General features: G+C 71.5%; 12 protein-coding genes. 8 read left to right on the top strand and 4 right to left on the bottom strand.

The genetic code is table 11. From position 1 onward, the window contains the following. The first annotated feature begins 16 nt into the window (after nt 1-16). From AB0395_RS11800 to AB0395_RS11790, 3 genes are read left to right on the top strand one after another with little or no spacing between them, the layout of a single operon-like run. Nucleotides 17-874 (top strand): PIG-L family deacetylase, encoded by an 858-nt coding sequence (locus AB0395_RS11800; RefSeq protein ID WP_366279560.1) that lies wholly within the window; start codon nt 17-19, stop codon nt 872-874. A 34-nt stretch (nt 875-908) separates the two neighbouring features. After that, the gene (locus AB0395_RS11795) at nt 909-1,970 is read left to right on the top strand and encodes a lysylphosphatidylglycerol synthase transmembrane domain-containing protein (protein WP_366279557.1); all 1,062 of its coding nucleotides are present in this window, start codon (nt 909-911) and stop codon (nt 1,968-1,970) included. A 53-nt stretch (nt 1,971-2,023) separates the two neighbouring features. Next, nucleotides 2,024-5,404, top strand: a complete 3,381-nt coding sequence (locus AB0395_RS11790) for a BTAD domain-containing putative transcriptional regulator (protein WP_366279555.1) — start codon at nt 2,024-2,026, stop codon at nt 5,402-5,404. Nucleotides 5,405-5,449: 45 nt separating this feature from the next. On the opposite strand, the gene AB0395_RS11785 is transcribed toward AB0395_RS11790, so the two are convergent. Next, nucleotides 5,450-5,995, bottom strand: coding sequence for a hypothetical protein (locus tag AB0395_RS11785; protein ID WP_366279553.1), 546 nt, complete (start codon nt 5,993-5,995; stop codon nt 5,450-5,452). Nucleotides 5,996-6,167: 172 nt separating this feature from the next. Between AB0395_RS11785 and AB0395_RS11780 the strand changes: the two genes are divergently transcribed. Together AB0395_RS11780 and AB0395_RS11775 are read left to right on the top strand one after the other, a co-directional pair. Further along, on the top strand, nt 6,168-6,701 hold the full coding sequence (locus AB0395_RS11780; protein ID WP_366279551.1) for a VTT domain-containing protein: 534 nt from the start codon (nt 6,168-6,170) through the stop codon (nt 6,699-6,701). A 107-nt stretch (nt 6,702-6,808) separates the two neighbouring features. Then, nucleotides 6,809-7,798, top strand: a complete 990-nt coding sequence (locus tag AB0395_RS11775) for a serine hydrolase (RefSeq protein ID WP_366279550.1) — start codon at nt 6,809-6,811, stop codon at nt 7,796-7,798. A 300-nt stretch (nt 7,799-8,098) separates the two neighbouring features. Here the strand turns inward: AB0395_RS11775 and AB0395_RS11770 are convergent, their stop codons facing one another. The 3 genes from AB0395_RS11770 to AB0395_RS11760 form a co-directional block, all read right to left on the bottom strand. Next, on the bottom strand, nt 8,099-9,190 hold the full coding sequence (locus AB0395_RS11770; RefSeq protein WP_366279548.1) for a winged helix DNA-binding domain-containing protein: 1,092 nt from the start codon (nt 9,188-9,190) through the stop codon (nt 8,099-8,101). 181 nt (nt 9,191-9,371) lie between these two features. Then, the gene (locus AB0395_RS11765; protein ID WP_366279546.1) at nt 9,372-10,190 is read right to left on the bottom strand and encodes an RNA methyltransferase; all 819 of its coding nucleotides are present in this window, start codon (nt 10,188-10,190) and stop codon (nt 9,372-9,374) included. Further along, nucleotides 10,183-10,956 (bottom strand): DUF4184 family protein, encoded by a 774-nt coding sequence (locus AB0395_RS11760; protein ID WP_366279545.1) that lies wholly within the window; start codon nt 10,954-10,956, stop codon nt 10,183-10,185. The genes AB0395_RS11765 and AB0395_RS11760 overlap by 8 nt, the downstream gene beginning before the upstream one ends. Nucleotides 10,957-11,079: 123 nt before the next feature. Between AB0395_RS11760 and AB0395_RS11755 the strand changes: the two genes are divergently transcribed. The 3 genes from AB0395_RS11755 (at nt 11,080) to AB0395_RS11745 (ending at nt 15,640) form a co-directional block, all read left to right on the top strand. Further along, nucleotides 11,080-11,739, top strand: coding sequence for a hypothetical protein (locus AB0395_RS11755; protein ID WP_366279543.1), 660 nt, complete (start codon nt 11,080-11,082; stop codon nt 11,737-11,739). A gap of 184 nt (nt 11,740-11,923) precedes the next feature. Beyond that, nucleotides 11,924-13,696: a substrate-binding and VWA domain-containing protein gene (locus tag AB0395_RS11750; protein ID WP_366279540.1), complete on the top strand. Its 1,773-nt coding sequence runs from the start codon at nt 11,924-11,926 to the stop codon at nt 13,694-13,696. A 180-nt stretch (nt 13,697-13,876) separates the two neighbouring features. After that, on the top strand, nt 13,877-15,640 hold the full coding sequence (locus tag AB0395_RS11745) for a sigma-70 family RNA polymerase sigma factor (RefSeq protein ID WP_366279537.1): 1,764 nt from the start codon (nt 13,877-13,879) through the stop codon (nt 15,638-15,640). The last annotated feature ends 180 nt before the right edge of the window (nt 15,641-15,820 follow it).

Raw genomic sequence — 15,820 nt, 5'->3', positions numbered from 1 at the left:
GTGAGATCATGCCTGCGTGCCCGCCGGGGGCGGGCCGGAGCGCGCGAACGGAGTGAGGGCGATCAAGACCGTCAGAACAGCCGTGTTCTTCCATGCCCATCCCGATGACGAGGCCCTGCTGACCGCGGGCACCATGGCGATGCTCGCCGCCGAGGGGCACCGGGTCGTCCTGGTCGTCGCGACCTCGGGAGAGCGTGGCCAGGCCGACCTCCAACCCGGTGAGGCGCTGGGCGCCGCCCGGATGGCGGAGCTGTACAAGTCGGCCGCCGCGCTCGGCTGCGCCAGGGTGGTGAACCTCGGTTACGGCGACTCCGGGCTCGCCCCCGGGGGAGGCGTGGCCGACGACCGCCCGGACAACGCGTTCATCGACGCGGACGCCGAGGAGGCAGCCAGGAGGCTGGCCGGGATCCTCACCGAGGAGGGCGCCGACCTGCTGACGACCTACGATCCCGCGGGGGGCTACGGGCACCCCGACCACGTCCAGGTGCACCGGGTCGGCGCCAGGGCGGCCGAGATCGCGGGCACCCCGATCGTGCTGGAGGCGACGGTCAACCGCGACCCGCTGCTCAAAGGACTGCGCCTGATCCACAGGTTCTACCCGCAGCTGGACGTTCGCGCCTTCGAACGGGCCTACTCCCCGGGCAGGGCGATCACCCACCGGGTCGGCGTACGGCGCTTCGCCCGGCAGAAGCGGGCGAGCATGGCCGCCCACGCCTCCCAGGCGACCGGGGCGGACACCCGAACGCTCGGGGTGATGCTCAAGGTCCCGCTGCCGCTCTATCGTCTCATTTTCGGCACAGAATGGTACGTCCGGCGCGGGCTGCCACCAGGTACCAGGCTGAAGCACCCGTTCGAAGTTCCTCCCAAAGGATGAGCCCCGGACCGGCAGACTAGGTCAAGGGGGTTAGATGAAGAACAAGTGGGTCCAAATCGGGCTGTCGGTCGTGTCGCTCGCACTGGCCGCCACGCTCGTGCGCTTCCTTCCGCAGATCGTGGAGGCGCTGACGGGCAAGCACGTCTCGTGGACGCAGATCGGCGCCCAGTTCGCCAAGCTGAGCTGGCAGACGGTCGCGCTGATGGCCGTCGTCTGGCTGGCCAGCCTGCTGGCCTACACGTTCGTGCTGACCGCCTCCCTGCCCGGTCTGACACACTTGCAGGCCCTCACGCTGAACGCCGCGGGCAGCGCGGTGAGCAACCTGCTGCCGTTCGGCGGCGCGGCCGGGGTCGCGATGACGATCGGGATGACGAAGGGCTGGGGCTTCAACCTGCGGCCCGTCGTGGTCTCGACGCTGGTCAGCGGCATCTGGAACACCCTTTTCCGCTTCATCCTGCCCGCCGTCGGCATCCTGGCCCTGCTCCTCAGCGGGCAGCGGCTCAGCCCCGCCGTGACCAGCGCGGGCTGGGTCGGCGCGCTGTCCATCCTCGCCCTGGTCGCCCTGGTCGCCACCGCGCTCTACTGGGACAGGGCCGCCGCCCTGCTCGGCCGCGCCCTCGACGCCGCCGCCCGGCTGCTCCCCCATCGGATCCGTCCCGGCGAGCACGGCCTCTCCGAGTCCCTGCGCAAGCTGCGCGCGGACACCTCCGAGGTCGTACGGCACCGCTGGCCCGGGCTGACCCTGGGCATGATCTTCTTCCTCGGCCTGCAGTGGCTCATCATGGTCTGCTGCCTGCAGGCGACCGGCTCCTACCCGGGGCTGGCGCAATCGATCGCGGTCTTCGCCCTGTCCAGGGTGCTGACCACCGCCGTGGTCACCCCGAGCGGGACCGGCATCATGGAGGCGGGAACCGTCGGCGCGCTGGTCTTCTTCGGGGCTCCGCTCGACTCGGCGACGGCCGCTGCGTTGCTTTTCGGCTTCTGGACCTACACTGTCGAAATCCCCTTCGGCGGACTGGCACTCGGCGCGTGGACGCTTCTGCGCCGGCGCGAGAGCGTGGTCCAGGCCCCCGAGAAAGAGCCGATCAGCCGCTAGATTGGGAAAGACCTTGTGCGCGATTCGAAAGCCCGCATAGCGTGGCGGCTGATATGGCGGCTGACATCGTGGCGTTCCGGGTCCTCGGTCCGGTCGAGGCGCACTCCGGTGACGACGAGATCGACCTGGGCGGGTTACGGCAGCGTGCCGTCCTCGCCCGGTTGCTGGTGGCGCGCGGGCAGGTCGTGCCCGTCGACTCACTCCTGTACGACCTCTGGGACGACGACACGGCCAAGGGCGCGCAGTCTGGCCTGCAGGTCTACATCTCCCGTCTGCGCCGGGTCCTCGAGCCAGGCCGCCCGCGCGGAGGCCCGAACAGACTGCTGGTGACCGTCGCCTCCGGTTACGCGCTGCGTGTCGCTCCCGACCAGGTGGACGCGCTCCGCTTCGAGGCCCTGGTCCGCACGGCGGGAGAGCATCTCGAGGGCGACGACCCGGCCTCGGCGCGAGCCCGCCTCGAGAAGGCCCTCGGGCTGTGGCGCGGCACCCCGTACTCCGACTTCGCCGACCAGCCGTGGGCGGAGGCCGAGGTGAACCGGCTGGCCGAGCTGCGGCTCGTGGCCCGCGAGCGGCACGCCGACAGCAGCCTGCGCCTGGGCATGCCCACGGAGGCCGTGCCCGACCTGGAGGCCCTGACCGCCGAGCACCCGCTGCGCGAGGAGGGCTGGCGGCTGCTGGCTCTCGGCCTGTACCGGTGCGGGCGGCAGGGCGACGCGCTGGCCGCGCTGCGCAGGGCCCGCACGATCCTCGCCGACGAGTTGGGCATCGACCCCGGGCCAGCGCTGCGCAAGCTGGAGTCGGACATCCTGTCGCAGGACCCTGGGCTACAGCTCGCCGTACCGCTCGCGAGGCAGCGTCCGGTGATGCCCGCCGACACCTGGCCGCCCCGGCCCGCGGTCGCCCCGGCCGAACTGCCGCCCCTGGAGCCTGAGCCGTTCGTCGGCCGGGAGGCCGAGCTGAGCAGGCTGGTGACGGCGGCGGCCAGGACGGGCCGCTTCACCGTCGCGGTGATCAGCGGTGACGCGGGCGCGGGCAAGACCACCCTGGTCCGCCAGCTCACGAAGCGGCTCTCCGACGACGGCTGGGGCACCTCCTCCGGGGCGTGTCCCGACAGCAGCGCGACCCCTCCCGGCTGGGCGTGGGTTGAGATCCTGCGCACCTTGGTGAGCGCCGCGGGGCCCGGCGAGTACGCCCAGCTGCTGGCCCCGCTCCTGGACGACGCCGCCCCTGAGCCCGACGACGACCAGGCCTCAGGCGGCTTCCGGCTGCACAGGGCGGTCGGCGGCTACCTCGCCGCCGTCGCCAGGGAGACGCCGATCCTGCTGACGCTCGAAGATCTGCACTGGGCCGACGACCAGACCCTCGCGCTGCTGCGCGCGCTGCCGAGCCTGCTGGCGACCAGCCGGGTGCTGCTGGTTGTGACCTGCAGGGACAGCGAGCTGAGCGACCAGCAGGCGGACGTGCTCGCCGCCCTGGCCCGGCTCGGTCCCGTCCGGGTCGGCCTGACCGGGCTGGACACCGAGGCGGTCGCCGCGCTGGTCAGGGCGACCTGTGTGCGCGAGGTCGACGAGGACGCGGTCAACAGCATCGTCGAGCGGACCGGCGGCAACCCCTTCTTCGTGCGCGAGACCGTGCGCCTGCTCGACGCCGAGGCGGTGAGCGACCGCGCGACGGCGGCGGAGGTGATCTCCGGGGTGCCCTCCGGGGTCCGCGACGTGCTGCGGCGGCGGATCTCCCGGCTGCCCGCCGCGGCCCAGCAGATCCTGCTGCAGGCCGCCGTGATCGGCCGTGACGTCGATGTGGACGTGCTGGTCGACGTCACAGGCGACGAGGACGCGGTGGTCGACGCGGTCGAGGCCGCGCTGCTCGCCGGGCTGGTCACCGAGCCGGGTCCCGGCATGCTCCGCTTCGACCACGACCTGGTCCGCGACACCCTGTACTCAGACGCCTCCAGGCTGCGCCGTTCCCGCCTGCACGCCTCCGTCGCCGTGGCGATCGAGCGCAGGCACCCGGGCGACGTGGCCGCGCTCGCCCACCACTACGACGCGGCGGGCACCACGGAGACGGCGGGCAAGGCGGTGCATTACGCGGGCCTCGCCGCGGAGCAGGCCGAGCGGCGCTTCGCCCACCGCGAGGCCGCCTCGCTGTGGGAGCAGGCCATCGCCGCCTTCGACAGGTCCGGGGTCACCCACACCCCAGAGACCACCCGCGAGCGCCTGCTGCTGACCCTGAACCTCATCAAGGCACTGGCGCTGTGCGGGGACATGGCCGCGGCCCGCAGGCGGCGGCGCGAGGCGATGGACGCGGCCCTGCCACTGGGCAACCTCGAACTCACCGCCAGGGTCGCCGCCTCCCTCGCCGTGCCGCACAAGGGCATGGCCCGCGACTTCACCCGCACCGCGTGGGAGATCGTGGACGTCGCCGAGCAGGCGCTGGTCGAGCTGCCCGCGGGCGAGCAGTCACTGCGGGCGAGCCTGCTGGCCACCCTGGCGCTGGAGCTCGAGGGGTCGGCGACCCCCAGGGGTGAGCAGGCCTCGCTGGAGGCCGAGGAGCTGGCCAGGCGCAGCGGCGACCCGGCGCTGCTCGCGACCGCGCTGAGCGGGCGACTGCGCCAGTCGTACGGCATCACCCCGGTCGGGGAGCGCGAGGTCATCGGCAGGGAGCTGCTCGAGGTCGGCAAGGCGACCGGCCAGGTTTCCGTCCAGGCGCTGGCGCACCTGGTGCTGATGGAGTGTGCCGCCGCCTCCGGCGCGTTCGCCGACGCCGACGCGCACGTGGCCTCCGCCGAGCGGCTCGCCAGGCAGTACGGCCTGCCCGCGCCCGCCGCCGTCGGCGCGTGGTACGCCGGGCAGCGGCTGATGATCGCCGGTGACTTCGCGGGCGCGGAGCGCGCCTACCGCGACGCCGCCAGGCTGACCGCGAGGGCGGGCATGCTCGAGGGCCGCCAGGACCTGCCGCTGATCACCACGTTCTGTCTGCACCTGGTCAACGGCAGGGCCGCCGACATGGTCGAGCCGCTGGCCGAGGCTCACCAGCGTGGGGCCAAGTGGACCCTCGACGCGTACGCCGTCGCCCTGGCCTCCGCAGGGCACGCGCGTGACGCGCGGGCCGTCATCGCGATCAAGACCCCGGTCCGCCCCGACTTCCTGTACGAGCTGGCGATGATCTGGCGCGCCCTGGCCGGGATGCTGCTGGACGACCGGGAGCGAATGACCGAGGCCTACGACACGTTGAAGCCGTTCGCCGAGCGGATCGCGGGCGCGGGCACCGGGGTGGTCGCGCTGTGGCCGGTCTCACTGACCCTGGGCGACCTGGCGCTCAGGCTGGGCTTCTCCGACGCGGTGAGACCCCACTACGAGAACGCCCTGTCGGTCGCCCGCCGGGTCGGCGTGACCCGCTGGGTCGAGGCGGCGCAGCGCTCACTCGGCACCTGACGGCGCTCGCCCTGTGGCCCTCACCCCACGGCCGGCGGTTTCGGCTCAGCAGCTGACGCGGAACTTCGCGCTGCGCAGGGACGTGCCGTCCGAGACCGACAGCGTGGCCCGGTACCAGCCGGGGTTGTCGACCACGTGCGGCTGCCACTCGACGGTCTGGCTCTTGCCGGTGAAGCCGGAGTTCCCGTTCAGGTAGGTGCGCCAGCTCCGGCTGCCCTCGCTCCAGCGCTGCAGGCGCCAGCCGTACGAGACGGTCCGGTCAGGGTGGGGGTTGTCGATCACGCTCTGAATCCGGTACGGCCTGTCACACGACCCGGCTCCGGTGACGGGACTGACCGTGACCGTCCCCGCGGCCGGAGCCTGCGCCGTGGCGTCCTGCATCGACTTCGACGACAGCACCACGGTCTCCACCTGGGCCTTCTCGGCCCCCGTCGTCCCCGCGGCCATGCTCGCCCGCGCCGGGACCGAGGTGGTACGGGACGCCTCGACCCCCACGTAGGCTCCGGTGAAGGCGAGTGTGGCGACCAGCAGTTTCACAACGCTCGCGGTCCCGCTCGCCACCACCGGCGTGAGACTGCCTCGCGGACTCATGACGGATCCCTTCCTCTCGTTACCCATACATGTAACTCGGGATGGTTGATCTCCGCTTGACGTCCGGTTGCAGTGCTCTGGTGCCCATCGCGGGACTCCGGTATACAAGGCTAGGTAAGCCTGCCCTAATATCAATTGGGACAGACAGGCCAGTTAGGTGGTGATGTGACAGATGCGACTGTTCGCAGCAGGCATCCCCGACCCCACCTCTGCTTCTGTCCTGGGCATGCCGCTGTGGCTCTGGGTCCTCATCGGTGGCGTCGCCCTTTTCGGTGCATTCCAGGCCTACTACTGGATCGGCCGTAAACTCGGCCCCCGGCTCTACTCCTCCCGGGTGGGCCGGAAGATCAGCCCGGAGGGCATCCGCAGGGTCGAGAAAGCCGTCAGCAAGTGGGGGGCGCTAGCCGTCTACGGCTGTTTCTGGGTGCCCGGACTGCGGCACACACTGCCCTGGGTCGCGGGAGTGCTGCGGATCTCCTACCCCTGGTACGCCGTGGCGAGCGCGCTCGGCTGCCTGACCTGGGTTCCCGTGACGTCCTTCGGCCTCTATTCGGTGATCTGGGGCTGGCTCAAGCTGGCCGCCGAATCACCTCTGCTGGCGGGCGCGGGCCTCGCGGCGGTGATCCTGGTGATCGCCTGCCTCGTGGGCGTGCGCCGCCGCAGGACCGCACGGCGGCACACGGAGAACGAGCTCACCACCACTTGATCCCGCGCACTGCTCTCCGCTCTCCGGCATGACATGAGGGGCGGGGTTTCCCCGGGCGAGTCATCAAGGCCCGCATAATGTCGGCCACTTCTGTCACCATGACTCCCATGCAAACCGGGGGAATCCGCCTCATCATCTGTACCACGCTGGCCGCCGTGACCACCGGGTCCGTCACACCCGCCCACGCCTACGCCCAGCGGCCCGTCACCGTACAGACGCTGGGCGCCGCGCACGACACCGCGCACGGTGCGACCGACAGCGCCCCTCGGAAGGGCGGGAAGGCCGCTCCCACGGTGGCCGCGCGAGCCGCCTACCTCTTCGACGCCACCACGGGGGCCTCCCTTCTCGGCAAGCAGGCGACCAAGCGGATGCCGGTGGCCAGCCTGACCAAGGTCATGACGGCGTACGTCGTGCTGCGCGAGGCCAAACTGGACGACGTCGTGCAGATCAACGCCGCCGACGTACGGCACGCGGCGACGAACGACGCGACCGGCGCCTCGCTCCGCGCCGGGGAGCGCCTGACCGTCAGGGACCTGCTCCACGGGGTGATGCTCCCCTCTGGAGCGGACGCCTCACACGCGCTGGCCCGCGTGTACGGCCCCGGCGACGCCAAGTTCGTGGCCAAGATGAACACCGCGGCCCGCTCGCTCGGCCTGGCCGGAACCCGCTACGCCAATCCCGACGGACTTCCCAAGCCGAGCGGCGGTTACTCGACCGCCCAGGACCAGGCCAAGCTCGCCCAGACCGCGCTCGGCGACCCGGTGCTGCTGGGCATCGCCTCGACCAGGCGCTACGTCGTGCCCGCATCCAAGACCCACCGGGCTCACACCTGGACCAACACCAACAAACTGCTCGGCAAGGCCCCCGGCGCCCTGGGGGTGAAGACCGGTTACACACGCGCCGCGGGCTACTGTCTGTCGTTCGCCGCCGATCGCGACGGCCACCGGCTCATCGGTGTGATCCTCGGCGACTCCAAGCCGGACCGCCGCTTCCAGACCGCGACCCGGCTCCTGGACTGGGGCAGCGAGCAGGAATCCGGCGGTGACCAGTCGTCCGGCGACGGAAACGACACAGGGAACTTCAGCGACGATTCGTGATCATTACGACGCCTGCCCTGCCTATTGCGACGCCTCCGGCATCGCGGGCTGTGCTTATGGCGCCACCTTCGGCGTCGCGGGCTTGGGCGCCCTTGTGTCGGTGTCTTCCCTCGTCGTTCGGCCGCCGCGCTCCCTCTCTCCTCAGGCGCGCCCACGCCAAGAACAGTCCCCGGGTAACCGGGATGGGGCGGGTCCCAGGCCGGACACCGGTGGGCCAAGCCGAGAACAGTCCCCAGCATGGTGCGGTGCGCCCAAGCCGACTACCGGTCCCGGGTGGTGGGGTGCCCGGGCGGGCGGGAGTCAGAGGTCCTCGATGTGGACGTTCAGGTCGGTGGCGTCCGGTTCGAGGAAGCGCAGGAGGGCCTCGCCCTCCTCGGTCAGGTCGGCGACCGCCCGCCGGGACAGGGTCTCGAAGGGGGTCATCCGCAGGGTGGCGACCTTGCGCGCGCGCCGTACCCGCCAGGTGCCGCGGGCGAGGCCGTCCCACAGGAAGGTGGCGTGGACGCGGAGGTTCCTGGTGACGATCCGGCCCCGATGGTCGTCGGCGATCACCCGGCTCCGGTCGGCGTGCGCCAGCATCAGGGCGTCGAAGTCCGGCAGGAACCGGGCGGGGGCGGGGACGTCCCCGGACGGGCGCGGGGCGTCCGGCAGGTCGAACAGCTCGCGCCCCCGCTCGTCGCGGAAGACGCGCAGCTTCGGGCGCAGGCCATCGAGTACGGCCCGCAGCCCCTTGAACCCGGACCATGTCTGCGCGTCGGCGGCGGTCGCCGGGCCGAAGGCGGCCAGGTAACGCAGGACCAGGTCCTCGACCGGCGTCTCCGACAGCTCCGCGCCCAGCCAGGCTTCCGCGGACGCGAACTCCGCCGACTGAGGGAACGCCCACCGGTGCTCGGTGGGAACCATGACCAGCGGCAGCTGGGTCCGCACCGCGTAGCCGAGCCCCCGCTCGTCGGCCTCGGGGAACTCCTCCTTCAGCAGGCCCCGCAGCGTGGCGAAGTCGGCGGGCCGCTCCCGCAGCAGTGCGCGGGCCACGGGGAGCAGCCTGTCAAGGTCCAGTCCGGCGAACAGGTCGGCGCGTCCGGTCACGGCGGAGGCGAGGACGGGCCACAGCGTCAGCCGGAACGCCGCGTAGTCACGGGCGCTCATCAGGTGGAGCGTGGCGCGCATCATGGTGGCTCGCACGACGAGGCGATCGTGCAGCGCCCGGTGCAGGTCCTCACGGCGGAACCCCTCGACCCGCGTCCACAGTCCCGTGTAAGGAGGGCTCGCCTCCTGCGCCTGCATGCCGCCGATCCGCTCGACCGCCGTGACGACGTCGGCCTTCTCCCGCCCGAGCAGCATCTGACGGGCCAGCGTCGCACGGTTGATCTCCCGTGCCGTCAGGGTGTCCATGTGCGCCCATGCTGGCAGCAATACCTGACAAACAACGACAGGTACAGGGGCGGCATCCGGCCGTCCTCGGCGACGCACGGAACGCCGGGGACCGCGAGGAGCGCAAGCCCCCGCCCGGGGACGCCCTCCGAGTGTGGGCGCGCGGAGCGTGGTGATGGCGGGGCCGTGATCCGGCCGGGGACTACGGGGTGGTGCGCATCAGGCCGTGGCAGGCGATGGCGGCGGCGGCGACCACGTTGAGGGAGTCGACGCCGAGGTTCATCGCGGCCGGGCTCATCGGGATGCACACCGGCTCGTCGGCCTCGTGCAGCCATCGGGAGGACAGGCCGTCGCCCTCCGAGCCGAGCAGGAGGGCAACCCGGTCGGCCAGCCTGACCGTGTCGATCGGGGTCGCCGTCTGGTCGGGGGTGAGGGCCAGGGTCTGGAAGCCCGCGCCGCGAAGCTCCGCCAGGCCGTCGTACCAGTTGGTCATCCGCGCGTACGGGATCGCGAAGACCGCGCCCATCGACACCTTCACCGACCTGCGGTACAGCGGGTCGGCGCAGCGAGGCGACAGGATCACGGCCTCGACGCCCAGCGCGGCGGCGCACCGGAAGATCGCGCCGACGTTGCCATGGTCGACGAGGTCCTCCAGGACGAGGATGCGGCGAGGCCCGTCGGGGGCGGCCCCGCGCAGCGCCTCGGTGACCGTGGGCAGCGGCTTGCGGTCCATGGCGGCCAGGGCGCCCCGATGGACCGGGAATCCGGCGATCGCCTCCATGGCCTGGTCCTCGACCACGTGGACCCGGCCCCCGAGGCCGTCGAGCAGGTCGGCCAGGGAATCGGCCCAGCGGCGGGTCAGCAGCACCGAGCGCACCGGGTAACCGGCCGCGACGGCCCTGCGGATCACCTTCTCCCCCTCGGCGATGAACAGGCCGTGTTCGGCCTCCAGGCTCTTGCGCAGCTCGACGTCGCGCAGGCCCGCGTAGTCGGCCAGGTGGGGATCTGAGGCGTTAGGCACCTTGGAATACTGCCATGACCCGTCTGAGCTGCCACATCACGGCGTAAGCGATCAACAGTGCGCAGAAGCCGACGACCATCCCCGCGCCCAGCCTGGTGATCAGCTCGGCCCTGCTCGACGGCGGGTAGATCCTGGGCCACGCCGCCGCGCCCATCAGGGTCGCGATCATCGTCGCCAGGATCACGCCGCGCCGTACCAGGACGGGCAGCGCGAGCCGTTCCGGCAGCGCGACCGGTTCCATCCGCGACAGGCCGCGCCGGCTCCACCAGAGCACGGCGGCGAGGCCGACCACGGTCGAGACGTACTGCAGCACGCGGAAGACGGGCAGCGGGCCGACGACGGGGGCCGCCAGCCAGGCCCAGCCCCACACCTCCAGGCTGTAGGAGTGGGTGAAGGAATCCCACAGCAGGTGGGTGAGGGAACCGAGGACGCCTCCCGCGACCACGGCGGGCAGCCGCCTGAGGCCGTACCCCTCCGGGGCCAGCGAGGCGGCCTTGCCAGCGAGGCTCGCGGGCAGCAGCGCGGTCAGCGGGTCGCGGAGCAGGCCGTGGAAAACGGCGAGCAGCACGACGACGGCGAACAGGTCAAGCGTGACGACACCGCGCAGTGAGTGCCAGATCCCATAGTCCGGCAGGAAGGAGAAGAAGATCGGCAGATCCGGCACCATCGTGCCCAGCGCGAGGGCCCAGGGATCGAGGAACCGGCGGATCCTGGCCGAGGAGATCAGCGGCAGCACGGCGGCCACGTGGCTGGGCGTGAACGGCACGGACTTCTCCCCCGGGGATCTACTGGCGTCCTCTTCCCCGGGAGACTACGCCGTCGTGGTCGGCGCCGAGCGCTTCACGGATTCACGCCATCACCACGTCGAGTGATGTGTATGGTACTGAGCGTGACATTTGGGGATCTCGAGGTCACGGTGACCGACCAAGCAGCACCGGCCCGGCCCGTGAGCGAGGAGTGGCTGCGCGACGCCCGTACGGCGCGCGCCCTCTCGCTGGCCACGCTGGTCTGGCTGGGCGTGGAGAGCGGCCTTGGCATCACCGCCGGGTTCGGCGCGCACTCGGTCGCACTGATCGGCTGGGGTACATCCTCGCTGGTCGAGGCGCTGGCCAGCCTCATTGTGATCTGGCGGTTCACCGGGTCGCGGACCTGCTCGGCGCACGCGGAGGCCAGGGCGGGCAGGGCGTTGGCGATCAGCTTCTGGCTGCTCGCCCCCTACCTGGCGCTCCACGTGGCATACGACCTGTGGATGGGGCACAGGGCCGCGCCCAGCGCGCTCGGCGCGGCGGTCACGGCGGTCAGCCTGGTCAGCATGCCGCTCCTGGGCATGGCCAAGCGACGACTGGGTGCCCGGCTGCACTCCGCGGCGACCTCGGGCGAGGGCACCCAGAACCTGCTGTGCGCACTCCAGGCCGCGGGGGTACTGGCGGGAATTGCCCTGAACGACATCGGGTGCTGGTGGGCCGATCCGGCCGTGGCGGTGCTGCTGGCTGCGGCGGCCGTACACGAGGGACGCAAAGCGTGGCACGGGCACGCCTGCCGCCACTGAGCTGGCCTTTCTCATACGACTCTCATACGACGCAGAGATCGTTTTCTATCACGTACGGTGATTTCCGCAGCAAAAAGAGTGCTTTGCCACTTTAGGTGTTCCCAGTACAGTTCCGTGAACATTGCGGAGAACCTCCGGATAAGGTGACCCGCTAGTTTCAGGACACCGACACCGAAGAGGCATCGTGAGCGGACGTCACAGGACGGATGAGCTCGACGACGGCTACACCTACAATCCGTCGCCCCGGCGTCGCAGGAGCGGGCGCGGCGCGGTACTGGCCCCGCTGGCCGGATCCGTGGCCCTCGCGGTGCTGCTCGGCGTCGCCGCCTTCGTGATCATCAACCGGGACCGCGGATGCCCCGGGGGCAAGGTCACGCTACGGGTCACCGCCTCGCCCGATATCCACCCCGCCGTGTCCAGGATCGCGGAGCGCTTCACGAAAGCCTCCCACGAGGTCGGCGGCAGGTGCGCGGCCATCTCGGTGACCAAGGGCGCCTCCGCGACCGTGGCCTCCGGTCTGGGTGGCAGCGGCGGCAAGGTCGACGCGATGGACGTGTGGATCCCGGACTCCTCCCTGTGGGTGACCGGCCTGCGGGCGAAAAACCCGCGGATTCCCGCCCCTGGCCCCTCCGTCGCCCGCTCCCCCATCGTGCTGGCGGCCTCGGGAGCCGTGGCCCAGGATCTGCGGAAAAGCTTCGGCGAGGCGAGCTGGAACGGCATGATCGGCGCCGCGAACGTAACGAACCCCAACGGCCCAGGGCGCAAGGTGCGCGTGCTCGCGCTCGACCCCTCACTGAACGCCGCGGGGCTCGGTGCGCTGCTGGCCGCCTCGGGGACGGCGACGGCCTCGGGCGTCGGCCAGGAGGAACTCGTCGGCGCGCTCAAGACACTGGCGGGCTCGACCGTCCGCGACCAGGACGCGCTGCTGGCCAGCCTCGGCGTCAAGGGCAGCAGGATCCCGGTCGGCGTCGCCTCGGAGCAGAGCATCTGGGCGTTCGACAACGTCAAGAAGCCGCAGGTCCCCGCCGTCCCCCTGTATCCGGCCGAGGGCACGATCAACCTCGACTACCCGCTGGTGGTCACCACGCAGGACGCGACCGCCCGCGAGGTCGCCGAGGCGTTCCAGCGAGACCTCGCCACCGACGCCGCCAGGAAGGACCTCCAGGACCAGGGCTTCCGCACCCCGGACGGCGAGGGCGGCACGGCGCTCTCCGCGACCGGTGGGTTCCAGGCCAGGGCGCCCAAGACGCTGCAGACGCCGGACGCCGGAACCGTCGCCAGACTGTCGCAGTCGTGGTCACGCCTGAACCTCGGCACCAGGCTGCTCACCTTGCTCGACGTCTCCGGCACGATGGCGCTCCCGGTCCCCGGAACCGGCCTGACCCGGATGCAGGCGATCACGAAGATCGCCACAGAGGGCATCAAGCTGTTCCCGGTGAAGAGTGAGATCGGGATCTGGGAGTTCTCCACGAACCTTGAAGGCCGGGGCGTCGACTACCGCGAGACGGTCCCGGTCGGCCCGCTCACCGAGAACCTGGACGGCGTCCTGCGCAGGGACCTGATCAACCGGAAGCTGGCCACGACCAAGGCCAAGGAGACCGGCGACACCGGGCTCAACGACACCCTCGCCGCCGCGTACAAGCGGATGAACGCGGAGTACCAGGGCGACAAGATCAACACAGTGGTGATCCTCACGGACGGCGCGGGGAACGACGACCCGGAGGGCGGGATCAGCGACCGGCAGATCCTCAGGACGCTGAAGCAGGAGTACAACCCGGAGAGGCCGGTCAGCGTCCTGATCATCGCCTTCGGCCCCGATGCCCCGAAGGGCAAGCGCCAGATGGACGCACTGGCCAGGGCAACCGGCGGCGACGCCTACATCGCCAAGGACATCGGCCAGGTCCGCACGTTCTTCCTCGAAGGCATGAAGCGCCGCCTCTGCGCGCCCCACTGCTGACCTTCCTCCCCTCGTACGGCACCCGCCCCACGAACCCCACCTGTCGCAATTTTACCATTTCATGCCGTGTAGGCATGGTATCGACCGATTAGGACAACCCATTACGGCCAGGTGGCGTCCTACGCGTGTGGGGTCTCGGGCATGGCCCGTGAACGAATCCGTCTACGGGGAGGAACGTCCGTGCCCGCATGGCCGACCGTCGGCCGGACCGACGACCAGCGACTCGCCGAGGCGCTCCGGCGCGCCGATGCCGAAGCGCCCTCCGATCTCTACGACTCCTACGCCGAACGCCTCAACGACTACGCCCGCTCACTGCTGGGCGACCGGGACGCCGCGGCGGAGGCCGTACACGACGCCCTGGTCACCGCGATCAAGTGCGCCGACCGGCTGCGCGAGCAGGGCCGCCTGCGCCCGTGGCTGTACGCGCTGACACGCGCCCGGTGCGAGACCGGGCCGGGAGGGGGGCGGGCGGCGCGGGACAGGGCGCAGGCGCCCTGCGAGCACGACGACCCGCAGGAGCGGGAACTGGCCACGCTGGTGCACGAGGCGCTGGCCGAGCTGGGCGGACAGGAACGTCAGGCGCTCGAGCTTTCGCTACGGCACGGCCTGAGCGAGGCGGAGACGGGCCTGGTGCTCGGGCTGACCTCGCGGCAGGCGAGGAGCGCCGTGAACCGGGCCCGCGACCACCTGGAGAACGCGGCGGCGGCCGTGGTGCTGGCCAAGGTGGGGCGGGCACACTGCCCCGACCTGTCGGCGATGGTCGACTCGTGGGAGGGGCCGCTGACCACGATGTTGCGCAGACGACTGTCCAGCCACATCGGCCGCTGCGAGGTCTGCACGGAACGGCGGGACCGGCACGTCTCAGCGGTGACGCTGCTCGACATGGTGCCCGTGGCCCTCCCGCCGCTCTCCCTGCGCCGCCGGGTCGTCGAGACCTGCGCGAACCCCGAGTTCGCCGGGACGCGTGCCTCGATCTCATCGGCGGGCGACCGTTTCGACAGGACCGGCTTCCCCGTCGCCGGGGGGCGCGCGAAGACGCGTCGCGGGGCGGCCGACGGCGCGAGGACGCGCGCGGTACCGAAAGAGGCGAGACGGGCCAGGGGCACACGAGGCGGAGCGAGGCGGGCACGCGAGGAAGATCACGGGGGCACGACCGCCGGAGCACGGCGCGCGGCGCCCGCACGGCGGCGCGGCGCTTCCCGGCGGGCGACGCCGGTGATCGTGGCCGCCCTCTGCGTACTGGCGGCGACCTGCGCCGTGGTCGTCATCACCGGCCGCGACGTCGCGGGCGGGCACGTCGAGGCGGCGCCCGGCAGGCGGCCCGCGCTCATCCCCCCGGCGCCGGGACCACGGTCGGGATCGGATCCCGAGGTCGAGGCGGAGGCCGCGCCCGGCCCATCGGAACCCCCCGCCGACCCGCCTCCGACTCCGACCCTGGGTCCCGGCCCCTCTCCGTCTCCATCTCCCGGCAGAAGCACGAGAGCCGGGACGGCCGCTCCCACCCCCAGCCGGGCCAGGCCGCCCGCGACCCGCCGTCCCACGACCGAGCACCCCCGCGTCACCCGCACGCCCGCCGCACCCGCCGCAGCCGCCCGGCTGGCCGTCTCGTGCCCGACCAGGATCGAGGAGGGCAGCGGGCAGATCCGTCTCACCGCGCGCAACGGGGTCGTCTCGTGGTCGGCGACCACCTCGGGCGGCCTCGACGTCCACCCCCGGCGGGGGCGGCTGAGGGCCGGTGCGGGAGGCGTGATTTGGGTCACCGCCGCCGATCCCGGGGAAAGCGGCTCAGGACGCGTCTCGTTCACCTCGGCCGGCGGCGGCTCCAGCTGCGCGATCTCGTGGGAAAGCCCTGAACCTCAGGCTTCGGAACCGGCGGGCGACCCGCCTCCCGAACCGACGCAGGCGCCGACGGAGACGCCGGAGTCCGGGACGGAGACCACCTGATCGTTTGACTCCGCGTTGGATAACGCCCGCACATCTCTTTGCGATCCGGTAAACCATGGACTGAGGCCAAACGTCGGCATTGACGTCCGTGCGAAGTGATTGATCCCATGAATGAGCGATCGATCACGACACTACAACCCGGGAGCCAGGAGATGTCGACCAACCGCAAGGTGCTCAGAT

Source organism: Streptosporangium sp. NPDC051023 (assembly GCF_040689595.1).
Classification (GTDB): Bacteria; Actinomycetota; Actinomycetes; order Streptosporangiales; family Streptosporangiaceae; genus Streptosporangium.
Note: the sequence above shows the minus strand (reverse complement) of the source record. Positions and strands in the feature narration are given on the sequence as shown.